Origin of the sequence: [Actinomadura] parvosata subsp. kistnae (assembly GCF_900323885.1) — a bacterium.
Classification (GTDB): Bacteria; Actinomycetota; Actinomycetes; order Streptosporangiales; family Streptosporangiaceae; genus Nonomuraea; species Nonomuraea composti.
This window is the reverse complement of record NZ_OOHJ01000009.1, coordinates 78682-100266: the sequence shown is the minus strand read 5'-3', so window position 1 is coordinate 100266 and position 21585 is coordinate 78682. Positions and strand designations below refer to the sequence as shown.

The following is a 21585-nucleotide window of genomic DNA, read 5'->3' as shown; positions in this document are numbered from 1 at the left end:
CGGCTGTTCACAGAGCGCCGCGGGCGGCGGCGATCACCCGGGTCAGCGACTCGTGCAGGCGCTGCAGCTCGTCGAGGCTCATGCCGAGCCGGGCCACGATGGCCGGCGGGATCTTCTCCGCCTGCGCCCGCAGCGCCCGCCCCTCCGGGGTGAGAGTCACGGCCAGGGCCCGCTCGTCCTTGCTGCTGCGCTCGCGCCGGACGTAGCCCAGCGCCTCCAGCCGCTTGAGCAGCGGCGACATGGTGCCGGGGTCGAGCTGCAGCAGCTCCCCCAGCTCCTTGACCGACAGCGGCTCGCGCTCCCAGAGCGCGAGCATCGCCAGGTACTGCGGGTGCGTCAGGCCCATGGGCTGCAGCAGCGGGCGGTAGAGGGCGATCACGCTGCGCGAGGCGACGCTGAGGGCGAAGCACACCTGCCGGTCCAGCGCCAGCAGATCTGTCGTCTCTGTCACAGGCTCCATCGGTGTGCACCCCTTTCGTCGTCTGGTAGCTTACTTGGTGTACAAACCATTGGCACACAAAACAAAACGTTCGGCTGGAGGACATCCCCGTGTTTCACCGCAAGCCGCTGGAGGAGCGCATCGCCGAGCGCCAGGCCAAGCTGCCGCCGCTGAAGGAAGGCAAGCACTTCGAGCACGGCCCGGCCAAGTTCGTGTTCGTCTCGCTGCTCGTCGCCGTGGCGCTCATGCACTTCGTCGGGCTGGCCGTCGTCATGCACTTCTCCTCCTGATCCGCCTCAGCGGCGGCGGCAGATCATCAGCTCCGTGGTGGGGCTCTCCCGCAGCACCCGCACCAGCCGCCGCTCCAGCGGGTAGAGCAGCGAGCCCGCCAGGCTCCCCGTCCACTCGCTCAACGTGACCGCGCGCAGGAGGCCGCCCCAGAGCTTGCGCCAGACGGGGTTCGCGTCGACCTGCGCGTTCATGAGGACGAGCATCGGCACCCGGCGCATCACGTCGAACCCGGCCGCCTCGAGCGCCTCGGTGATCCACGGCAGCGTGTGGTTGACCTGGTGGTCGCCGCGCTGCTCGGGCCGCCGCAGGAAGTTCTCCGACAGGACGAGGATGCCGCCCGGACGCAACGCCGCGGCCATCGAGCCGAGCGCGGCCCGGTAGCGGGCGTCGTCGGTGATGTGGAACAGCATGTCCATGGCCGACACCGCGTCGAACGCGCCCCGCTCCAGCACCTCGCCCGGCTCCGCGATGTCCACCTCGTGGAACTCCACGCCGGGGAAGCGCCCGCGCAGCCGCTCCACCGCCGCCGCCGTGAGGTCGCAGCCGACGATCGACCGGACCCCCAGGCCCTGCCAGCGGCGCACGTAGAAGCCCGTGCCCGAGCCGATGTCGAGGACGCGCGCCTCCGGCAGGTCGAGCGGCAGGGTGGCCGCCTCGCGGTCGAAGACCTCCGCGCGCACGCGGTACATCCACGTGTTGAACGCCCGGCCCAGCGCCGCGTAGCCGACCCCGCTCTCCGTCCAGTCGGACCGCAGGCGCCGCTCCCAGAACCCCTTCAGCTCACCATGCGTCTTCATCCGGACAGGCTAGCGGCGCGGCGCCGCCGATCTCCATGACCGCCGTCAGGCGATCTCGACGTGATCCAGCTCCGCCCAGCGGTCGTGGTGCCGGAACCGCAGCGTGTTCCAGCCGCGGGACAGCGGCAGCGACGCCGTCACCTGCCGCCACACGTCCCAGCCGTGCTGGGGGTAGTCGAGGGTGAACCGGGTCGAGCCGTTCACCGTCACCGCGTGCTGCGCGTCGCCGTAGCCGGCGGCGTAGGTCACGTGCGCGGTGTGACGGCCGGCCCGCGGCGCGTACACCTTCAGGTCCACCCAGCTGTCCTCGTGGTCGAGCCCTGCCACGACCGCGCCCTGTGAGGCGCCGGCGGCGCCGGAGCGGATCCTGGCGTGGCTGATCCGCCCGGCCTCCGCCTCGTAGCGGACCCGCGCGGCCGTCCTCAAGCTCGGTTCGAGGGTACGGCTGCCGCGGAAGGTCTCGCCCGCGACGCGGTAGCCGTGCGCGGCCTCGCTCTCCGCGTGGCCGACGTCGAGGGTGTCAGTGGTGCGCCATCCGCCGTCGGTCTGCTGCTCGACGGCGTACCTGAACTCGCTGAAGTCCCACTCCGAGGAGGTGAACGAGGTCAGGACGGCCAGCGTGCCGCGGCCTGCCGTCACGGACGGCGGCAGGTCGACGTGCTGCTCCGCCCAGCCGCCGCTGCCGTCGGGCAGGGGCTCCCAGTGGCCGGCGGGGGCGCCGTTCACCGTGATCGCGGCCCGCTGACGCGAGACGCGGGCGTCCAGGCGGCGGACCAGCCGCACCGGGCCGGCCGTCGGATCGATGCGCACGGTGAACCGGCTCGACCCGCCCGGGCCGAACGCGCGGCCGTCGTCGGTGAGCGTGTCCGAGCCCGGCCACGCGATCGCGACCGCCGTCACGATCGCGCCTGCCGTCACGATCACAGCCGCCGCCAGGGCCCCTGCCCGCACCGGCACGCCCCGCCTCCGTCTCGTGGATGCCTCCGGCGAGGCCGGCGGCGGAGCACCTGCGGCCGGCGGCGGCTGCATGCGGGCGAGGCGTACCCGCTCCCAGGCCCGCTCCCAGGCGGGCAGCCGCTGCTCGGGCACCTGGCAGGCCCGCAGGAACGCCACCATCACCGCCTTGCGCGGGAAGCGCCGGCCGGCGAGCATGTCGGCGCAGGTGGCGCGGGGCAGGCGGGTGCCGCCGGAGCGGTCGGCCCGCGCCTGCAGCTCCCGCAGCGACACGTCGGCCCTTGCGAACTGCTCGGCCAGCAACGCCACCAGCTCCTCGTGGCGGTGCACGGCCTCCGGCCGGAGCCGCCCTTCCTCCTCCGGCGCGGGAGGATCGTTGCCCGGATCGGCGTTCATCGGCCCCTTCCTGACCCCGTCCACGCCGGAAAGTATACGAATCATTACGCAGCGCGTCCGGGGGTGGCCGCAAAGTGTCCGGGACCGGCTCGCGGGCGGCCGGTTCCGGACGAGTTCGCACGAGTCCGTCCGCCTCCCTGTCGGACGGCCCGCCGGGCCCGTTTAGCTGGCACAGCGCCGGCCGGGAGCCCCCCGGAGCACCGGCCATCCGTCCTAGAGAGAAAGCAGGGACCACCATGCGGAAGACCATCCACCACGCCGCCCGCCCGACCCGTCTTCGCGGCGCGCTCCTGTCCTGCGGCGTCACGGCCCTCGCGGTGCTGGCCGCGCTGTCCGCCCCCGCCGCCGCCACGACCGGCCAGGTGCCGGCCATGGAAATGGAGCGCGCGAGAGCGGGATGCCCGTCCGGGCACGTGTGCATCTATCCGGACGCGACCCCGAACGGCAATCCGGACACGTACTTCAGGTACGGCGCCCACAACCTGAGGAACGTCTTCGGCGACCGCCTGGTCGTGAACAACCAGACCGGCGGCGCGGGCTTGCGCCTCTGCGCGGCCTACGGCGGCCAGAACTGCGGCGCCCGCCTCGGCCCCGGCGGCTACGTCGTGAACCTGTCGCCGGTCAACTCCATCCTGCTGGAGCCGTAGCCCCCGGCACCCGCGGGCCGGTCAGGCCGGGCCTCTCCCCCAAGGCCCGGCCTGACCCGGCTGGCGAGAATCCGTTGGAAGTTGGCGTTCCACCCCGTGGGACGCCAGGGCGGGACCGCTCTAGGCTGGCGGCGCCCCCCGGCCGGGCGGCTCGTCCATTCCTTCCACGTTTTCGCAGAACGGACCGTCATGTCCATCATCATGCCGATCGTGATCGGCCTGATCGCCGTCACCATCGTCTCCCTGGTGCCCGAGCCGCACCGCCGCCCCCTCAACGCCGTCGTGGTCGGGGGCGCGGGGCCGCCTACCTGAGCGGGTTCGGGCTCGGCTACTGGGAGTTCGTGCTGCCCGTCGTCATGTCGTACATCGCCTACCGGGGGCTCAAGAGCTGGACCTGGATCGGGATCGGCTGGCTCGTGCACACCGCCTGGGACGTCGTCCACCACCTCAAGGGCAGCCCCATCCTGCCCATCTCGCACGAGGCCTCCCTCGGCTGCGCCATCTGCGACCCGGTGATCGCGCTGTGGTGCTTCGCGGGCGGCCCGTCCATCCCCGGCTGGATCCGCGCCCGCTTCACCCGTACGCCGGCCGCCCCGCTCGCCGCCGGCCCCGAATAGCCCGCCGGCCCCGGACAGCCCGCCTGCCTCGGCGGACAACCAGCGGTTGTCCGCGCGTGAACGTCCGTTGTTTGAGCCTGCCGCCCTCCCCCGTGTTGGATCGGCTCCGGTCCGATCGGAGGGAGCGGGATGGCGGGCGACGGCGGCGGTCTGGGGCGCGACTTCGGCAGGTTGTGGGGGGCCTACGCGACCAGCGCCGCGGGGACGTACCTGGCCCTCGACTCCCTCCCGCTGATCGCCGTCCTCGTGCTGGACGCGAGCGCCGCGCAGCTCTCCTGGATGGCGGCGGCGTCCGGGGCGGCCGGCGCGCTGCTGGCGGTGCCGCTCGGCCCGTGGATCGAGTTCCAGCGCAAGCGCCCGCTGATGGTGCGCGCCGACCTGGTGCGCTTCCTCGTCCTGCTGAGCGTGCCGGCCGCGTACGCGCCGGGGCTGCTCACCTACGCCCAGCTCCTCGCGGTGGCCGTCGTGGTCGCCGTCTCCGACATCGTCTTCGTCGGGGCCGGCGGCGCGCACCTCAGATCGCTCGTCCCCGACCGGCACCTCGTGCGGGCCAACAGCCGGTTCGAGACCGTCTCCTGGCTGGCCACCGCCGTCGGGCCGCCCGCCGGCGGCGCGCTCGTCGGCCTGCTCGGCCCGGTCGTCACGGTCGCCCTGAACGCCGTCAGCTACGCGCTGTCCGCGCTGGGCCTGCGCTCGATCACCGCGCCCGAGCCCCCGCCGCCCGCCCGCGCCGCCGGCGGCTCCCGGCTGAGGGACGTGGCGGAGGGCTGGCGCGCGATCGCCGCCGACCGGGACCTGCGCCTGCTGTTCGCCAACGGCGTCCTGGTGAACGCCCTCATCATGGCCACCGCTCCCCTGCTGCTCCACCTGATGGTGCACGACCTCGGCTTCACTCCCCTGGAGTACGGGCTCGCCCTCGGCGTGCCGTGCCTCGGCGGGATCGCGGGGGCCCGGCTGTCCCGGCCGCTGGTGCGGCGCTTCGGGGAGCGGCGGATCCTGCTCGGCTTCGGGGCCGCGCGGGTGCTGTGGCTCGTGGGGCTGGCGTTCGTCGGCCCCGGCACGGGCGGGCTGCTCGTCGTCATGGCGGCCGAACTGGGCCTGATCACGTGTATCGCGGTCTTCAACCCGGTGCTGGTGACGTACCGGCTGCGCCGCGCGCCCCAGGACACGGTGGCCCGCGTCCTCACCGCCTGGACCATCACCAGCCGCGCCACGATCGCGACGGCCACGGCGTTGTGGGGCGTCCTGGCGGGCCTCGCCGGCGGCCGGACGGCGATCGCCGTCGCCGGCGTCCTCCTCATCGGCACCATCGCCCTCCTGCCCCGCTGAAGGGCCGGTGGTGTCCGGGGTCATGCGCACGGCGGGGCGTAGGCGACGTCCTTGCCCACGTCGCGCTGCCAGGTCTGGTGGGTGAAGAAGGTGCCCGTGAGGGTGCAGATGCGGTGGGCGGACTGTTCGGGGCGCAGGTCCCACAGGAGCACGTCGCCGTTGGAGGTCGCGCTGGCTAGGCGGCGGCCGTCCGGGCTGAAGAGGGTGCGGCCGATGACGGTGCCGGGGGTGGTCAGCGGGAGGCCGGTCGGGTGGGCCGAGGCGGGGTGGGTGGCGTCCCAGAGGCGGATGGTGTGGTCGGCGCCGGCGGTGGCCAGCCTCCGGCCGTCGGGCGAGAAGGTGACGGAGGCGACGGCGGCGGTGTGCGCGGGCGGGGGCAAGGGGTAGGGCGTGGCGTGCCGGGGGTCGCGCACGTTCCAGAGGCGTACGGTGCGGTCGCGGCCGGCGCTGGCCAACGTCGCGCCGTCCGGGCTGAACGCCACCGCGAGCACGTCGGTGCCGTGGCCGGCGAGCGGGCGGCCGAGGAGGGCGGGGCGGGCGGGTCGCGTACGTCCCACAGCCGCACCTTCCGGTCCTGGCCGGCGGTGGCGAGGGTGGTGCCGTCGCGGGTGAACGCGAGGGTGTAGACGCCGCCGCCGTGGCCGGTGAGCGGCCTGCCGCGCGGGGACGGGTGGTCGGGGTCGGCCACGTTCCACAGGCGGACCGTGCCGTCCTCGGCGGCGCTGGCCAGCGTCCGGCCGTCGGGGCTGAACGCCACCGCCATGAGGTAACTGGTGTGGCCGGTGAGCGGTTTGCCGCGGAGGGCCGGATGGTCCGGGTTCGTCACGTTCCACAGGCGGATCTCCCGGTCCTCGCCGGCGCTGGCGAGGGTGCGGCCGTCGGGGCTGAACGCCAGCCACGTCACCGCGTCGGCGTGGCCGGTGAGCGGCCTGCCCCGGGGTGCCGGGCGGTCGGGGTCGGTGACGTCCCACAGCCGGACGGTGCGGTCCTTGCCGCCGCTGGCGAGGGTGCGGCCGTCGGGGGCGAACGCCACCGTCCACACCTCGCCGGTGTGGCCCGCGAGCCGGCCCGGCGGCAGCTGCCAGAGGCGGACGGAGTGGTCGTTGGCGGCGCTGGCCAGGGTGCGGCCGTCCGGGCTGAACGCCAGGCCCCAGACCGCGTCGGCGTGACCCGTCAGCGGGCGGCCGCGCAGGCGGGGGACGCCGGGGTCGATGACGTCCCAGACGCGGATGGAATGGTCGGCGCCGGCGCTGGCCAGCGTCCGACCGTCGGGGCTGAACGCCACCGCGAGGACGGAGCCCGTGTGGCCGTCCAGCGGGTAGCCACGGGGAGCGGGGTGGCGGGGGTCGCGCACGTTCCACAGCCGCACGGAGGCGTCCATGCCGCTGCTGGCCAGCGTCTCGCCGTCCGGGCTGAACGCCAGCGCGGTGACCGTGTCGGAGTGCTCGGTCAAGGGCCTGCCGCGCGGGGACGGGTGGGCGGGGTCGCGCACGTCCCACAGCCGGATGAGCGTGTCGCCGCCGCCGCTGGCCAGCGTGCGGCCGTCGGGACTGAACGCCACCGCGATCACCTGGCCGTGGTGGGCGGTGAGCGGCTTTCCGCGCGGGCCGGGGGTTTCCACACTCCACAGACGTACGGTGCCGTCGGCGGCGCCGCTCGCCAGCGTCCTGCCGTCCGGGCTGAACGCGAGGGCGAAGACGTAGCCCTTGTGGCCGGTCAGAGGGGCGCCTCGGGGTGCGGGGCGGTCGGGGTCGGTGACGTCCCACAGCCGGATCGTGCCGTCGGCTCCGGTGGCGGCCAGCGTCCGGCCGTCCGGGCTGAACGCCACCTTGGCGTTGACGCCGGCGTGGCTGGGCAGCGGGCGGCCGCGCAGGGTGATGTGGCCGGGGGTCTCCATGTTCCAGAGGCGGATCGTGCCGTCGGAGCTGGTCGCCAGGGTCCGGCCGTCGGGGCTGAACGCGACCGCGTTGACCTCGGCCTGGTGGCCGGTCAGGACGATCGGCAGCGGGACGTGCTGGGTGTTGAGCAGGCGCGTGTCGGTCTCGTCCTTGGGCTGGTCGGCGGGGCGTTCGCGGCGGGCGAGCAGGGTGAGCTGGGCCGACAGGACGGTGTCGGTGTCGGCGGTGCGGTCGGCCTCCGACAGCAGCCGCTGGTAGACGGCGGTGTCGCGCTGGTGCAGCGCCTCACGCCGCTGCACGGAGGCGAACACGGCGGTGGTGGAGGCGAGCAGGGCCAGCGCCGCCAGCGCGGCGGTGACGGCGGTCCGCCGCCGCTGGGTACGCCGCCGCAACCGGACCGCGGCGTCCAGGAACGCCTGCGCGGCGGGGCTGAGTTCGTCGCGAGAACGGCCGGGGACTGCCTGGTCGTGGGAGCGGTGGCCGGTCCCGTTCCCGTCGAGGGAGCGGTGGCCGGTTCCGGTACGGTCGTGGGAGCGGTGGCCGGTTCCGGTGCGGGAGCGGCGCGGGTCGGTCTCGGCCCAGGCGCGGGCCGCGTCCAGGCGGCTGCCCCGGTACAGGAGGGCGGCGTCGTGGCCAGAGCGTACCCACGCGGCGGCTGTCTCCTCCAGGTCCTGGTGCAGCAGGCGGCCGGCGCGGTCGTCGCCGATCCAGCCGCGCAGCCGGGGCCAGCCGCGCAGCAGCGCCTCGTGCGTGATCAGCACCGTGCCGTCGTCCTGGGTGAGCAGGCGGTCGGCGGTGAAGGCGTCCAGCGCGACCGCGGCGGCTTCGGGGTCGGCGGCGGCCTCGATCAGCTCCGTGCGGGACAGGCGGCGCCGGGTGTCCTGCGTGCCGTCGCCGATCTTGACCAGGCGCAGGAACAACGGGCGCGCTGCCTGCCGCGCCGCCGGCGGCAGGGCGTCGTGGACGCGGTCGGCGGTGCGGGCCAGCGCGCGGTGGATGGTGCCGGCGTCGCGGTAGCCCTGCACGGTCATGGCGCTGCCCTGGCGCTGGACCCACGTGGCGCGCAGGGCGTGGGCGAGCAGCGGCAGGCGGCCGGGCTCGTAGCCGCCTCGCTCGTCCGGGTCCGTCCAGAGTGCCGTGTCGAGGTCCTGGTCCGGGACGGATGCGGGGTCGTGGCCGACGCCCAGGTCCCGTAGCAGCAGCTCGACCAGGCCGGGCTCGATCTCCAGCCCGGCCGCCCTGGCCGGGTAGGTGATCGCCTCCTCCACCTGGCGGGCGGTCATCGCGCCGAGCAGCAGGTGCCGGTCCTGGAGTGCGGCGCGCAAGGCGGGGTGGGCGGCGCAGGCGGGGTAGAAGTCGGCCCGCAGCCCGGCCACCACCAGCGCCACCGGCGCGGCGCCCGGGCGTTCGGGGGCGGCGAGGTGGGTGAGCGTCTCGATGAACGCCTCGCGCCGCCGGCGGTCGGGGCAGAGCGTGAACAGCTCCTCGAACTGGTCGACCACCACGACGACCCGCCGACCGGTCGCTGAAGCCGGGTCGGGGCCAGGGTTCAGGAGGTGGCGGAGTAGTGCGGCGGCGCGGGGTGGGCTCGCGGCCAGTTCGGCGGCCACCTGGGCCTGGTCGTCGCCGGGGCGGAGCTGGGCGGCCAGGGCGGCGAAGGGGTCGGCGGTCGGGGTGAGGACCAGGACGGGCCAGGTGCGGGAGCCCGGCAGCGCGCCCTCGGCCAGGCGGGGCAGCAGCCCGGCGTGCAGGAGTGAGGACTTGCCCGCCCCCGAGGGAGCCACCACCAGTTGCGGTCCGCCGGCGGTCAGGCGGTGGTCGAGCCGGGTGAGCAGGTCGGCGATGACCTCGTCGCGGCCGAAGAACCAGCGGGCCTGATGGGCGCCGAACGCGGCCAGCCCGGGGTAGGGGCAGTCGTCGGTGACCTCGTCCGTCGTGACGCGGGCGCGCTGCCAGGGGCCGTTGTGGATGATGACGGTCTGGGAGCCGCCGCTTGTCAGAAAGGCCCGGCCGTGCCCGGAGACCTCCACGTGGACGTCATGACGGACCGGCTCCTCTCCCGGCAGCCGTTCCCCGTCCGGCGGGGGTGCGGTCATGGGGTGGCGTCCATCGCGGTCCTCCTCGCCCTCGGTCGAGCCGGTCGGATGTCACCGTACTCGCATCCGTGACGGAAGGTAGGCAGATGACCGCAAGTGGTGATGAGGTCAGTCGTCCTGGGCGGGCGCGTAGTGGGCGACGCCGTCGCTGAACGACCAGTCGATCAGCTCGTTCTCGGTGAGGAAGACGAGGACGTTGCGCGGCTCGGTGCCCGTGTAGGAGTGGGCGAGTTCGGCGATGCGCCGGTACAGGGCGCGTTTCCGGTCGGGGGTGCGGCCGGAGCGCAGGGTGATGGAGATGTAGACGAGGTCGTCGTCGCGGCGGGTGTCGGGGAAGTCGCCGTACCGCATCAGGCTGTGCGTGCCGTCGTGGGCGGTCAGCACCTGGAACAGGTCGCCGGGCGGGATGCCGATGGTCTCGACGAGGGCGTCGTGGACGGCGCGGCCGAGCGCGTCGAGGCGGGCGGTGTCGGCGCGGAGGGCGTCGATGCGGACGAAGGGCATGTCAGTGGTTCTCCTTCTGCCGGTGGGGGCGGATGAGGGCGAGGGCGCCGTCGACGGCTTGGGCGTACAGGTCGGCGGTGCCGGCGGCGCGGGCCAGGACGTAGGCGCCCTGCACCACGGCGACCAGCGCGGCGGCCGTGGCCTGGGGGTCGAGTGCGGGGTCGAGCTCGCCGTCGGCGCGGCCCTGGGCGAGCAGGCCGGCCAGGGTGGCGGTGAGCCAGGAGAACGTCTCCTCGATGGGCCGGCGCAGGTCGGGGTCGGCCATGACGTCGGGGTCTTGGGTGAGGCGGCCGACGGGGCAGCCCTTCAGGGCGTCGCGTTCGCGGCGCAGGTAGGCGGTGACGCGGTCGGTCACGGTGCCGGGCCCGTCGAACGCGGTGCGGGCCCGCTCGCGCAGCTCGTCGGCGTTGCGGGTGATGGCGGCGAGCGCGAGGTCGGGCTTGCCGTGGAAGTGGTGGTACATGCTGCCCTGGCCGGCGCCGGAGCGCTGCTGGATCGCCTTGGGGCTGGTGCCGACGTAGCCGCGCTCCCACAGCAGCTCGCGGGTGGTCTCGATGAGTCGTTCCCTGGTGTCCACGCCGTACATACTAGTAGGTACAGACGGGGTTCTCACAACTCCCCCCTGCGCCAGGCTTCGGCTTCGGCCCGCAACGCGTCCTCGTCCGGCCCCTCCGGACGGGCGCGGGCGGCCCACTGCCGCAGCAGCCGGGCCAGAAGCGCCGCGTGCTCGGGGCGGGCCGTGGCGTGCACGGCGAAGTAGGTGACGAGCGGGTCGCCCGCGTCGCAGCGCGCGCACAACAGCACCTCGCCGAGCCCGCGCACCGGGCGGCCGGACGCGTTCGTCCAGGTGCGCGGCAGGCGCAGGACGGCGAGGATCTCGCCGAACCGGCAGCGTGGACAGGCGGGCGGGCAGGCGGGTGAGCCGTTCACGCGCCGCCGATCGCCGTGGCGCCCAGGAGCGCCTTGATGTCGCCGTAGAAGGACGGGCCGGGCGCGACCTGGAACGGCACCAGGTCCAGCAGCAGGCTCCCGGCGTGCCGGCGGTGCAGGTGCACATGGACGGGCGCACGCCCGGGATGGGCGGCGAGGATGTGCTTGAACTCCCGGACGATCCGGGCGTTCAGCAGGCTCTCCTGGAGCGATATCACCACGGGCTGCTCGGTGCCCGCCGTGGCGAGGTCGAGGACGGCGATCTCCTCGCCGTACACGCTGACCGTCTCGTCGCGCACGTTGATCCGGCCGCGCACCGAGATCACGCGGTCCTCGGCCAGCGCCTCGCCGTACAAGGTGTAGGTCTTGGGGAAGATCAGGCACTCCACGGAGGCGTCGTGGTCCTCCAGGGTGACGATCGCCCACGGGCTGCCCTGCTTGGTGACCTTGCGGTGCAGGCCGGAGACGATGCCGCTGATCCTGACGGTGCCGTCCTGGCGGCCGGAGGCGAGCAGGTCGGCGATCGTGGTGTCGCGGCCGGCGTCCAGGACGCGTTCGGCGCCGTCGAGCGGGTGGCTGGAGACGTACAGGCCGAGCATCTCCCGCTCGTGGGCGAGCAGGGTCGCCTTGTCCCACTCGCCGTCGGGGATCGCGATCGAGAAGGCGCCGCTCTGGCCCGCCTCGCCGAACAGCGTGTCCTGCCCGTGGGCCTGGTGGCGTTTGACGTCGATGACGGTGTCCACGGCCTGCTCGTGCACCGCCACCAGCGCCTTGCGGTGGTGGCCGAGCCCGTCGAACGCCCCGGCCTTGGCCAGCGACTCGATGACGCGCTTGTTGCAGACTACGGGCGGCACCTTGGCGAGGAAGTCGTCGAAGCCGGTGTAGGGGCCCTTGGCCTCGCGGGTGGCGACGATGGCGGCCACGACGTTGGCGCCGACGTTGCGCACGGCGCCGAGGCCGAAGCGGATGTCGGCGCCGACGGCGGTGAAGTCGAGCCTGCTGGCGTTGACGTCGGGCGGCAGCACCTTGATGCCGAGGCGGCGGCAGTCGGACAGGTAGACGGCCATCTTGTCCTTGTCGTCGCCGACGGAGGTGAGCAGCGCGGCCAGGTACTCGCAAGGATGGTTGGCCTTGAGGTAGGCCGTCCAGTAGGAGACCAGGCCGTAGCCGGCGGTGTGCGACTTGTTGAAGCCGTACCCGCTGAAGGGCACGAGCACGTCCCAGACCGCCTTGATCGCCTCGTCGGAGTAGCCACGGCCGCGCATGCCGGCCGAGAAGCGGTCCCATTCGGCGTCCAGGACATCCTTCTTCTTCTTGCCCATGGCGCGGCGCAGCAGGTCGGCGGCGCCGAGGGAGTAGCCGGCGAGCTGCTGGGCGATGGCCATGACCTGCTCCTGGAAGACGACCAGGTGGTAGGTGTCGCCCAGGATGGGCTCCAGGGCCTGCTCCAGCTCGGGGTGGATCGGCTCCACCTTCTGCTTGCCGGTCTTGCGCAGCGCGTAGTTGGTGTGGGCGTTCATCTCCATCGGGCCGGGCCGGTAGAGGGCGTTCACGGCCGCGATGTCGGTGAACGTGGTGGGCTGCATGAGTCTGAGCAGGACGCGCATGCCGCCGCTGTCGAGCTGGAAGACGCCGAGCGTGTCGCCGCGGGCCAGCAGCTCGTACGTGATGGCGTCGTCGAGCGGCACCTCGAAGATGTCGATGTCGATGCCCTTGTTGGCGCGCACGTTCGCGATCGCGTCGCCGATCACGGTCAGGTTGCGCAGGCCGAGGAAGTCCATCTTGAGCAGGCCCATGTCCTCGGCCTGCGTGAACGGGAAGCCGGTGATGACGGGCCCGCCGGCCTTGGGCTTGACCAGCGGGATCACGTCGATCAGCGGCTCGCTGGACAGGATGACGCCGGCGGCGTGCACGCCGGTGCCGCGGGTGAGCCCTTCGATGCCGGTCGCGGTGTCGATGACCCGCCGCACGTCGGGGTCCTGCTCGTACATGGCGCGCAGCTCGGCCGCCTCGCCGTGCCGGGGGTGGCTCTTGTCGTGGATGGCGGCCAGGGGGATCTCCTTGCCGCCGACGGCGGCGGGGAAGGCCTTGGTGATGCGGTCGCCGACGGCGTACGGCAGGCCGAGCACCCGGCAGGAGTCCTTGACGGCGGCCTTGGCCTTGATGGTGCTGAACGTGACGATCTGGCAGACGCGGTCGTCGCCGTACTTGCGGGTGACGTAGTCGATCATCTCGTCGCGGCGGCGGTCGTCGAAGTCGAGGTCGACGTCCGGCATGGTGATGCGCTCGGGGTTGAGGAAGCGCTCGAAGATGAGCTTGTGCTCGATCGGGTCGAGCTGGGTGATGCCGGTGCAGTACGCGACCATCGACCCGGTGGCCGAGCCGCGCCCGGGGCCGAGGCCGATGCCGTGCTCGCGGGCGTAGCGGCAGATGTCGGCCACCACGAGGAAGTAGCCGGGAAAGCCCATGGCGTCGATGACCGACAGCTCGTGGTCGATGCGGTCGAGCACGTCCTGGGGCGGGTCGCCGCCGTAGCGGCGGCGGGCGCCGGCCAGGGCCTCCTGGCGCAGCCAGCTCGACTCGGTCTCGCCCTCGGGCACGGGGAAGCGCGGCGTGAGGTCGCGGTGGGCGAACACCTCGCCGTAGTCGCCGACACGCTCGGCGATGAGCAGGGTGTTGTCGCAGGCGCCGGGCACCTCGGCGTCCCACAGCTCGCGCATCCGCGCCGGAGACTTGATGAAGTAGCCGGTGCCGCCGAAGCGGAAACGGTCGCTGTCGGCCAGGCGCTTGCCGGTGCCGACGCACAGGAGCGCGTCGTGCGCCTTGGCCTGGTCCTCGGTGACGTAGTGGGAGTCGTTGGTGGCCAGGGGCGGCAGGGCGAGGCGCTTGCCCAGGCGGAGCAGGTCCTCGCGGACGCGGCGCTCGATGGGCAGGCCGTGGTCCATCAGCTCCAGGTAGTAGTTGCCGGGGCCGAACAGGTCGCGGTGGCGGGCGGCGGCCTCGACGGCCTGCTCGTACTGGCCGAGGCGGAGCCGGGTCTGCACCTCGCCGGAGGGGCAGCCGGTGGTGGCGATGAGGCCGGCGCCGTGCTCGGCGAGCAGCTCGTCGTCCATGCGCGGATATTTCTGGACGTGTCCTTCGAGCCAGGCGCGCGACTGGAGGCGGAACAGGTTCCGCAGCCCCCGGGCGTCGGCCGCCCACATCGTCAGGTGCGTGTAGAGGCCGCGCCCGGAGACGTCGCCGCCCGCGCCGGTGTCGTCGTCGGAGCGGCGCAGGGCCAGGTCGTCGCTGAAGAAGACCGGCTTGCGGTGGTGCCGGGAGACGGGGGCCACGTACGCCTCGATGCCGATGATCGGCTTGACGCCGGCCTTGCGCGCGGACTGGTGGAACTCGTACGCCCCGTGCACGTTGCCGTGGTCGCTCATCGCCACCGCGGGCATGCCCTGCCGGGCCACCTCGTCCATCAGCAGCCCCACCTTGGCGGCGCCGTCGAGCATGCTGTACTCGGTGTGGACGTGCAGGTGGACGAAGGATTCCACCGGTCGATCACCCCTCGTGGTTGTAGTCTCGGGAACGGCGCCCGTCATTCGACCCGAGAGCAGGTGGGGTTGTCCAACAATCGACACGCCGATCCGGCACAACCATCGGTTGTGCGGGAAGGTGAGGCGGACCTGGATCTGGGCACGGTCCGCGCCTTCGTCGCCGTCACCGAGGAGCGCTACTTCAGCGAGGCCGCGGCCCGGCTCGGCATCAGCCAGCAGGCCGTCTCGAAGCGGATCGCGAAGCTGGAGTCCGACCTGGGGCTGAGGCTGTTCTCCCGGACGCGCTCCGGGGCCGACCTGACCGACGACGGGCGGGCGTTCCTGCCGCACGCCCGCGCCCTGGTCGGGCTGGCCGACCAGGCGCGGGAGGCGCTGCGGGGGCGGCGGCGGGCGCTGCGGGTGGACGTCCTGGACACCCGGCTGGCGCCGGTGGACCTGCTCAGGTCCTTCCACCGGCGGCACCAGGACGTGGACGTCGAGATCGTCACCTCCAACGGGCTCAGGAGCGCCCGCGACGCCATCGAACGCGGCTCCGTCGACGCCGCCTTCTGCCGGGTCAGCGGCCCCCTGGAGGAGCTGGGCAGCGTGCCGGCGTTCCTGGAGCCGGCGCACCTGCTCGTCAGCCGCGGCCACCCGCTGGCCGGCCGGACGTCGGTGCGCACGGCGGAGCTGTCCGGGTCGGTGGTGTGGATGCCGGGCAACGTGCCCGGCAGCGAGTGGGCCGAGTTCTACGACCTGCTCGGCGCCGCGTTCGGCATCCGGATCGACACCTCGGGGCCGGACTTCGGCTGGGACCACTTCGTCGCCGACGTCGGCGCGGGACGCGGGATGAGCCTGGTCGGCGAGACGATGCGGCTGCCGTGGCACCCCGGCACCGTACGGATCCCGCTCGTCGACCCGGTGCCCGTCTACCCGTCGTCGCTGCTGTACCACCGGCGCCACCGCCATCCGGCGCTGGAGGCGCTGATCCGATTCGTCCGGGACGACCGCCCGGTGTTCGACCCGGAGCGCCACTGGCTGCCCGAACCCGACCGAGCCGCGTTCTGCTGATTCGCGAAGAAGATCACGCAGAGCCGGATTTACCCGTATGATCCGGGTCAAGGCGAGGAAGGCAGGCGATGGTGGACGAGAACGTGCCCCACGGGATCGACCCGACGATCCCCAGCGTCGCGCGGATGTACGACTACTACCTGGGCGGCAAGGACAACTTCGCCGCCGACAGGGAAGCGGCCGAGCAGATCATCCGGCTCGCCCGCGACGCCGGCTCGAACGTCCGCGAGGTCGCCCTGGCCAACCGCGGGTTCCTCGTCCGCGCCGTACGGCACGTCGCCGAGGCCGGGGTGCGGCAGTTCCTCGACATCGGCGCCGGGCTGCCCACGCAGGACAACGTGCACCAGGTCGTGCAGCGCACCGCGCCCGGATCTCGGGTCGTCTACGTCGACAACGATCCGATCGTGCTCACCCACGCCCAGGCCCTGCTCGCCGACAACCCCGACACGTTCGCCGTGCACGGGGACCTGCAGCGGCCCGCGGACATCCTCCAGGCCGCCGCCGCCCACCTCGACTTCTCGCGGCCCGTCGCGATCGTCCTGGCCGCCGTCCTGCACTTCTTCAACGACGACGACGAAGTCACCAAGATCGTCACCACCCTCCGGGACGCGCTCGTGCCCGGCGGCTACCTGATCCTGTCCCACGGCTACATCGAGCCGGACGAGAACGACACGGACAAGATCGACGAGGCGCGCGGCGTCTACCGGCGCTCCGCCTCGGGGTCCATCGCCTGGCGCGACCGGGAGACCGTGCGCGGCTACTTCGAGGGGCTGGAGCTGCTGGAGCCCGGGGTGGTGCCGGCCCAGGACTGGCGCAACGACGACCCGTACCTGCCGCCCGGGCTGGACAAGGGCGGCGTGCTGGGCGCGGTCGGCCGCCGCCTCTGACCCCTGACACCGTGCGGCGCTGGGCGCCGCACGGTCGTGCGCGTGGGCGCCGGGGTGTTCGCTCTGGAACGGGGCGGGAGCCGCGTCTACCCTGACAGCGGGATCCCTGACGCGACGGAGGCCGCGCCATGCCGACCGAGATCAGCGATGACCCGCCCACGGGCAGGGAAGCGACGCGGTACCTCATCGACGAGGCCCTGGGCTACGTCTACTCGGGAGCGTTGCGCGCCGCCGCCTCGCTCGGCGTGGCCGACCTGCTCGCCGGCGGGCCGCTCACCGTGACGGAGCTCGCCGCCCGGGCCGGCGTGGACGCGGGCGGCCTGCGCCGGGTCCTGCGGGTGCTGGCCACGCGCCGCGTCTTCGAAGAGCTCGCCGACGGCCGTTTCGCCCTCACCCCCGCCGGGCAGGCGCTGCGCTCCGACGTGCCTCTGTCGGCGCGGCCGGCCGTCCTCATGCTCACCGACACCACGCTGTGGCGGCCCGCCGGCGAGGTGGAGCTGTCGCTGCGGCAGGGCGGCCCCGTGTTCGAGGACCTGTTCGGCATGTCGTTCTTCGACTACATCGCCCGCAACCCGCAGACCGCCACCGCCTTCCACACCGGCATGGCCGCCTTCTCCGACCAGGAGAACGAACCCATCGCCGCCTCCTACGACTTCCCCCGCTCCGGAGTCGTGATCGACGTCGGCGGCGGGCACGGCGGGTTCCTGCTGGAGGTGCTGCGCCGTCATCCCGGGCTCGACGGCGTGCTGATGGACGAGCCGCACGTCGTGACCGGGCACCGCCTCGACACCGAGGACGTCAAGGGCCGCTGGCGGCTCGCGCCCGGCGACTTCTTCACCGACGTGCCCGTCGGCGGGGACGTCTACGTCCTCAAGCGCATCCTGCACGACTGGGACGACGACAGCTGCGTCACCATCCTGCGCCACTGCCGCCGGGCCATGGTGCCCGGCGGGCGGATCCTCGTCATCGACGCCGTCATCCCGCCCGGCAACGAGCCCCACCAGGCCAAGGCCGTGGACATGATGCTGATGACGGCGTTCACGGGGCGGGAGCGGACGGAGGCGGAGTTCGCCGCGTTGTTCGCGGCGGCCGGGCTGCGGATCGCCCGGATCGTGCCCACGGGGACGATGGTCTCCATCGTCGAGGTGGTCGAGCCGTAACCTGGCATCGCGTCAGGCGGTCAGACGGTCAGGCGGTCAGGCGCAGGAGAGCCGGATCGGGCCCGCCGCCATCGACTGGTCGCCCGTCGCGTTCCCCGTGCCGGTGTCCTTGATCTCCACCATCACCAGGCCGCCCTCGACCGTCACCGGCGAGGGCGCCGCCACCCACGTGCCCTGCCGCATGCGCTGGTCGAGGGTGAACTCGGTGACCGTGCGGGCGCCCTTGTCGAAGCCGTCGGTGACCGTGTACCAGACGCGCTGGCCCGCCAGGCCGGAGCTGGGCACGTACACGCCCACCACGCACTGGTGCCGGCCGCGCAGGCCCGTCGTGAAGCGCCACTGGAACGTGTTGCTCGGCCGGACGGTGGCGGCCGGGTCGTCCTTCAGGTCCGAGAACAGGAAACCCTCGCCGCAGCCCGCGCCCGTCCAGCCGCCCGCCTTCGCGTCCTTCCAGCCGTCCCTGCCGGGGGCGCCGATGATGTTCACGCTGCGGCCGGAGTCGCGCGGGCAGCTCGGGCCGGCGACCGCCGAGAAGGCGAGGCCCACCCCGCCCTTACGTGCCTGCCCGCCCCGCTCCCCCTCGGCGGACCGGCCCGTCGCGCCCGCCCGGCCCTGCCTGCTCGTCGCGGCCGTCGTGGGCCGGGCATCCGGGGTGGCTTCCGTTGCCCGTGCTGGTACGGTCGCCCCGGCCGGTGCGGCGAGCGCCGTGCCCGGGTCGCGGTCCTGGTTGAGCAGCGTCACCGCGAACAGCCCGACCTGGGCGAGCACTCCGGCGATCACCCACAGCTTGAGTGAGCCACGCGACCGCCGCCCCTTGCGAGCCGCCACTTCCGGCGGGACGGGAGGCTCGGCCGCGTGAACCGCCGGCGCAGGGGTGTGCGCCTGGCGAGCTGGTGGTGCAGCGACTCGCGCCTCACTGGCTGCCGGTGCAGGGGCGGCCTGTGCCTGGCGAGCCGAAAGCGAGGGTGCCTGTGCCGGGCGGATCGGAAGCGCGGCCGGACGGACGTGCCGGAACTGGACCGTGGCCGCCGCCTCGTCGCTCCCCGCCGCAACGGCCGAGACGCCACCCGCCCGATCGGCGTCGTGAGCTCCAGGCTCAGCAGCCGCACGCCCCGACTCGGAGGCCGCAGGCCCGACAGTCGCGCGACCCGCCTCAGAGGCGGCATGCCGGGCAGCGGCGCGGCCCGGATCGGGGGCGGCAGGTCCGGTGACCGCACTGCGCGCGTTGCGGCCGGTGATGGCTCGGGTGGCGTCGCAGGTGCTGTCGGGTGGCGTTGTGCTTGCCTGTGCCGGGTGGGGGGCGTGGTCAAGGCCCCGTTCGTCGCGATCGTCCCGGGAGTTCCGGGCGTTCCGGGCGGGGCGGGCCGCCGGGTCGGGTGGTGGGGTGGGTGTGGGCTGGCCCTGGCGGTGGCGTCCGCCCGCCGATCTCCTGCTCGTCATCATGGCCCCCTGGATGCCGGTCGCCGCCCTCCCTCCGGGCGGCTCTCCGCTCCTGGATACGACGGGGCGCGGTGATCGGGCTGCTCGGCACGATGACCGGCGTTGTCCAGCCCGCACTGGACAAATCGTGGGGCACGTCGCGGCCGGGTGGTCGCGTTCCGGTCAAGGGGTGGGGTCGGGGTGGTCCAGGCAGATCTTGGGGAGGGGGAACCAGCGCAGGCGTTCGAACTCCTGCGGGAGGCCGGGTGGGTGCGGGTCGATCTCGGCGGGGCGGGATTCCAGGAGGGTGCGGGCCTCGTCCAGGTGGCCGGGAAGGGCGTCGTCGCCGGCTCGGGCGCGCGAGGAAAGCCACGCACCTGGGTCCGCCGAAAGCGGGCCGCCCGAACCACGGCCGTCCAAGCCACGGCCGCCCGAACCACGGCCGTCCAAGCCACGACCGTCCAAGCCACGGTCGCCCGGCGGTGGCTCGTCGAAGTGCAGGTCGGAGAGGTGGAGTGGGGGGTCGGTGGGGGCGGCGCGGTGGCGCCAGAGGCCGGTGGCGGGGTCGAAGCGGTAGTCGGGCAGCAGCCGGGTGCCGTACCGGGCGATGAGGTCGACGGCGTCGATCAGGTAGTCGCAGACGGCGTCCGAGATGAAGTAGTTGAAGTTGACCCGCACCCAGCCGGGTTTGATGCCCTCGCAGCCGTTGCCGATCTCCTCCTCGAACGCCCGGGAGCGGGCGGCGTCGATGGACAGCAGGCGGTGGCCGTAGGGGCCGGCGCAGGAGCAGCCGCCGCGCGCCTGGATGCCGAACAGGTCGTTCAGCACCGCGACCACGTAGTTGTGGTGCAGGAACAGGCCGTCGCCCGCGCGGATCCTGATGGAGACGATGGACAGGCGGCGGGCGTGGCGGTCGCCGAGGATGTCGATGCGGGGGTTGTGCTCCCAGCGGCGCAGGGCCCGCTGCCAGAAGCGTTCCTCGCGGGCCTGGATGAGGTCGGTGCCGATGGCCTGCTTGAGGCGGAACACCAGGCCGGCGCGGATCGACTCCACGATGGCGGGGGTGCCGCCCTCCTCCCTGGCGACGGGGTCGTCGAGGTAGCGGTGCCCGGTCGGGTCGACGAACAGGACGGTGCCGCCGCCGGGCGCGGTGGGGACCCGGTTGCGTACCAGCTCGCGGCGCACCACGAGCACGCCGGGCGTCTGCGGGCCGCCGATGAACTTGTGCGGCGACAGGAAGATCGCGTCCTTGTGGCCGCCCGCGCCGGCCGCCATCCGGATCGGCACGTACGGCGCGGCGGCGGCGTAGTCCCAGAACGACAGCGCGCCGTGCTCGTGCAGCAGCCGGGCCACGCGGTCGGTGTCGGTGAGGATGCCGGTGACGTTGGAGGCGGCCGAGAAGCTGCCGATGAGCAGCGGCCGGTCGGCGTGCCGGCGGAGCTGGGCGCGCAGGTCGTCGAGGTCGATGTGGCCGCTCGCGTCCTCGCCGACGGCGACGGTGTCGGCGATGGACTCGCGCCAGGGCAGCTCGTTGGAGTGGTGCTCGTACGGGCCGACGAACACGACCGGTCGCCCCTCGTACCGGCCGGGTGTGCGCAGGCCGAGGATGCCGACGAGCTTGTTGATCGCGGCGGTGGTGCCGGAGCCGCAGAAGATGACGACGTCGCCGGGGCCGGCTCCGACGCCTTCGTGCACGGCGCGGCGGGCCTCTTCCCGTAATCGGCTGGTCTGCAGGCCGGTGCCGGAGCTCTCGGTGTGGGTGTTGGCGTAGCGGGGCAGGACGTGGTCGCGGATGAAGTCCTCGATGAAGGTCAGCGATCGGCCGGAGGCGGTGTAGTCGGCGTAGATGATGCTGCACGGCCCGTACGGGCCGTGCAGCACCTCGTCGTCGCCGATGATGCTGCGGCGGATGCGCTCGAGCAGGGGCGAGGTCGGTGGAGCCTGCGGTGTCACCACTCCACCAGCATCCACGGCGTCGTCACTCTGGCAAGCGGCCTCTCACCGCTCCTGCGCGGAGGCGGCCGGTGCCGAGCGGCCTCTCCCCGCTCCTGAGGAGAGGTGGCCGGTGACGAGGGGGAGGTAGACCTCGTCGACGATCTCGACGAGCACGTCGTCGGGAACGTGAGGCGTGCCCCGGGTCACGAACTCGTTGCGCAGCAGCCCCATCGCGACCGTCGCGACCCTGGGCGTGACCTCGATGCCGGCCCGCCGCAGCACCGCCTGCCACATGCCCGCCCCGCTGTCGCCACCGCTGACGCGTGCGTGCAGGACGGACAGCAGCTCGGGGTCGTCGCCGGCGGCGGACAGCAGGCCGCGCAGGATCTCGCCGAGCGGCGACGACCAGTGGTCGTTGGCGGCCCGCAGCAGGGCCAGGACGTCGCCGCGCAGGCTGCCGGTGTCGGGGATCACGGTGCGGGTGGCGGCCAGCTCGGCGTAGGCGGCGACGCCGAGCGCGGCGCGGTGGGGCCAGCGGCGGTAGAGGGCGTTCTTGTTGGTGCCCGCCCGCTTGGCCACCCGCTCCATGGTGAGCCCGGCATATCCGGATTCGAGCAGTTCGTCCTGCGCCGCCTTCAGGATGGCCTGCTCCAGCTCTTGACCTCGACGCCTCATGCCCATCAGGGTACGGTAC

The 21585-nt window shown here is 73.4% G+C and carries 17 protein-coding genes and 3 pseudogenes; 7 read left to right on the top strand and 13 right to left on the bottom strand.

Features of this window, described 5'->3' with window-relative positions:
- Nucleotides 1–7 precede the first annotated feature (7 nt).
- Nucleotides 8–451, bottom strand: coding sequence for a MarR family winged helix-turn-helix transcriptional regulator (locus KIS93_RS10305; protein ID WP_080046668.1), 444 nt, complete (start codon nucleotides 449–451; stop codon nucleotides 8–10).
- Between the two features lie 98 nt (nucleotides 452–549).
- On the opposite strand from KIS93_RS10305, the gene KIS93_RS10300 reads away from it, so the two are divergent.
- Complete coding sequence (locus KIS93_RS10300) at nucleotides 550–729, top strand: hypothetical protein (protein WP_080038241.1); 180 nt, start codon at nucleotides 550–552, stop codon at nucleotides 727–729.
- 6 nt (nucleotides 730–735) lie between these two features.
- On the opposite strand, the gene KIS93_RS10295 is transcribed toward KIS93_RS10300, so the two are convergent.
- Together KIS93_RS10295 and KIS93_RS10290 are read right to left on the bottom strand one after the other, a co-directional pair.
- Nucleotides 736–1527, bottom strand: a complete 792-nt coding sequence (locus KIS93_RS10295; RefSeq protein ID WP_080038240.1) for a class I SAM-dependent DNA methyltransferase — start codon at nucleotides 1525–1527, stop codon at nucleotides 736–738.
- Nucleotides 1528–1572: 45 nt separating this feature from the next.
- Nucleotides 1573–2901, bottom strand: a complete 1329-nt coding sequence (locus tag KIS93_RS10290; protein WP_155126933.1) for a CBM35 domain-containing protein — start codon at nucleotides 2899–2901, stop codon at nucleotides 1573–1575.
- Between the two features lie 212 nt (nucleotides 2902–3113).
- Between KIS93_RS10290 and KIS93_RS10285 the strand changes: the two genes are divergently transcribed.
- The 3 genes and pseudogenes from KIS93_RS10285 (at nucleotide 3114) to KIS93_RS10275 (ending at nucleotide 5470) form a co-directional block, all read left to right on the top strand.
- Nucleotides 3114–3524, top strand: coding sequence for a hypothetical protein (locus KIS93_RS10285; protein ID WP_080038238.1), 411 nt, complete (start codon nucleotides 3114–3116; stop codon nucleotides 3522–3524).
- A 189-nt stretch (nucleotides 3525–3713) separates the two neighbouring features.
- Nucleotides 3714–4141 (top strand): annotated as a pseudogene (locus tag KIS93_RS68935) (DUF6010 family protein).
- 129 nt (nucleotides 4142–4270) lie between these two features.
- The gene (locus KIS93_RS10275) at nucleotides 4271–5470 is read left to right on the top strand and encodes an MFS transporter (RefSeq protein WP_080038236.1); all 1200 of its coding nucleotides are present in this window, start codon (nucleotides 4271–4273) and stop codon (nucleotides 5468–5470) included.
- A 20-nt stretch (nucleotides 5471–5490) separates the two neighbouring features.
- Here KIS93_RS10275 and KIS93_RS67385 read toward each other — a convergent pair whose 3' ends face one another.
- The 7 genes and pseudogenes from KIS93_RS67385 to dnaE all read right to left on the bottom strand — a co-directional run bounded on the left by KIS93_RS67385 (nucleotide 5491) and on the right by dnaE (nucleotide 14485).
- Complete coding sequence (locus KIS93_RS67385; RefSeq protein ID WP_281261961.1) at nucleotides 5491–5622, bottom strand: hypothetical protein; 132 nt, start codon at nucleotides 5620–5622, stop codon at nucleotides 5491–5493.
- A 165-nt stretch (nucleotides 5623–5787) separates the two neighbouring features.
- Nucleotides 5788–5952, bottom strand: a pseudogene (locus tag KIS93_RS68930) (WD40 repeat domain-containing protein); the annotation flags it as partial.
- A gap of 80 nt (nucleotides 5953–6032) precedes the next feature.
- A pseudogene (locus KIS93_RS64920) lies at nucleotides 6033–9464 on the bottom strand (nSTAND1 domain-containing NTPase); the annotation flags it as partial.
- A gap of 108 nt (nucleotides 9465–9572) precedes the next feature.
- Nucleotides 9573–9968: a tautomerase family protein gene (locus KIS93_RS10235; RefSeq protein WP_080038233.1), complete on the bottom strand. Its 396-nt coding sequence runs from the start codon at nucleotides 9966–9968 to the stop codon at nucleotides 9573–9575.
- Nucleotide 9969: 1 nt separating this feature from the next.
- The gene (locus KIS93_RS10230; protein WP_080046667.1) at nucleotides 9970–10545 is read right to left on the bottom strand and encodes a TetR/AcrR family transcriptional regulator; all 576 of its coding nucleotides are present in this window, start codon (nucleotides 10543–10545) and stop codon (nucleotides 9970–9972) included.
- A gap of 32 nt (nucleotides 10546–10577) precedes the next feature.
- Nucleotides 10578–10898: a DUF6300 family protein gene (locus KIS93_RS10225; RefSeq protein ID WP_080038232.1), complete on the bottom strand. Its 321-nt coding sequence runs from the start codon at nucleotides 10896–10898 to the stop codon at nucleotides 10578–10580.
- Nucleotides 10895–14485: a DNA polymerase III subunit alpha gene (dnaE, locus tag KIS93_RS10220; protein ID WP_080038231.1), complete on the bottom strand. Its 3591-nt coding sequence runs from the start codon at nucleotides 14483–14485 to the stop codon at nucleotides 10895–10897. Before dnaE ends, KIS93_RS10225 begins: the two co-directional genes overlap by 4 nt.
- A 63-nt stretch (nucleotides 14486–14548) precedes the next feature.
- Here dnaE and KIS93_RS10215 point away from each other — a divergent pair, with 63 nt between their 5' ends.
- The 3 genes from KIS93_RS10215 (at nucleotide 14549) to KIS93_RS10205 (ending at nucleotide 17537) form a co-directional block, all read left to right on the top strand.
- The gene (locus KIS93_RS10215; RefSeq protein ID WP_080038230.1) at nucleotides 14549–15490 is read left to right on the top strand and encodes a LysR family transcriptional regulator; all 942 of its coding nucleotides are present in this window, start codon (nucleotides 14549–14551) and stop codon (nucleotides 15488–15490) included.
- A 68-nt stretch (nucleotides 15491–15558) separates the two neighbouring features.
- Entirely contained in the window at nucleotides 15559–16377 is an 819-nt protein-coding gene (locus KIS93_RS10210; protein ID WP_080038229.1) for an SAM-dependent methyltransferase, read from the top strand.
- Between the two features lie 128 nt (nucleotides 16378–16505).
- On the top strand, nucleotides 16506–17537 hold the full coding sequence (locus KIS93_RS10205) for a methyltransferase (RefSeq protein ID WP_080038228.1): 1032 nt from the start codon (nucleotides 16506–16508) through the stop codon (nucleotides 17535–17537).
- A gap of 36 nt (nucleotides 17538–17573) precedes the next feature.
- On the opposite strand, the gene KIS93_RS10200 is transcribed toward KIS93_RS10205, so the two are convergent.
- The 3 genes from KIS93_RS10200 to KIS93_RS10190 form a co-directional block, all read right to left on the bottom strand.
- Nucleotides 17574–18317 carry a hypothetical protein gene (locus tag KIS93_RS10200; protein ID WP_155126927.1) on the bottom strand — a complete coding sequence of 248 codons (744 nt, stop codon included), beginning with the start codon at nucleotides 18315–18317 and terminating at the stop codon, nucleotides 17574–17576.
- A gap of 822 nt (nucleotides 18318–19139) precedes the next feature.
- The gene (locus tag KIS93_RS10195; protein ID WP_080038226.1) at nucleotides 19140–20912 is read right to left on the bottom strand and encodes an aminotransferase class V-fold PLP-dependent enzyme; all 1773 of its coding nucleotides are present in this window, start codon (nucleotides 20910–20912) and stop codon (nucleotides 19140–19142) included.
- A gap of 42 nt (nucleotides 20913–20954) precedes the next feature.
- Entirely contained in the window at nucleotides 20955–21566 is a 612-nt protein-coding gene (locus KIS93_RS10190; protein ID WP_230466115.1) for a TetR/AcrR family transcriptional regulator, read from the bottom strand.
- Nucleotides 21567–21585 lie beyond the last annotated feature (19 nt).

Excerpts from the sequence above, each read along its gene's own strand:
- KIS93_RS10205 (WP_080038228.1), top strand. The coding sequence starts at position 16,506 with ATGCCGACCGAGATCAGCGATGACCCGCCCACGGGCAGGGAAGCGACG.
- KIS93_RS10275 (WP_080038236.1), top strand. The coding sequence starts at position 4,271 with ATGGCGGGCGACGGCGGCGGTCTGGGGCGCGACTTCGGCAGGTTGTGG.
- KIS93_RS10235 (WP_080038233.1), bottom strand. The coding sequence starts at position 9,968 with ATGCCCTTCGTCCGCATCGACGCCCTCCGCGCCGACACCGCCCGCCTC.
- KIS93_RS10210 (WP_080038229.1), top strand. The coding sequence starts at position 15,559 with ATGGTGGACGAGAACGTGCCCCACGGGATCGACCCGACGATCCCCAGC.
- KIS93_RS10285 (WP_080038238.1), top strand. The coding sequence starts at position 3,114 with ATGCGGAAGACCATCCACCACGCCGCCCGCCCGACCCGTCTTCGCGGC.
- KIS93_RS10190 (WP_230466115.1), bottom strand. The coding sequence starts at position 21,566 with ATGAGGCGTCGAGGTCAAGAGCTGGAGCAGGCCATCCTGAAGGCGGCG.
- dnaE (WP_080038231.1), bottom strand. The coding sequence starts at position 14,485 with ATGACGGGCGCCGTTCCCGAGACTACAACCACGAGGGGTGATCGACCG.
- KIS93_RS10295 (WP_080038240.1), bottom strand. The coding sequence starts at position 1,527 with ATGAAGACGCATGGTGAGCTGAAGGGGTTCTGGGAGCGGCGCCTGCGG.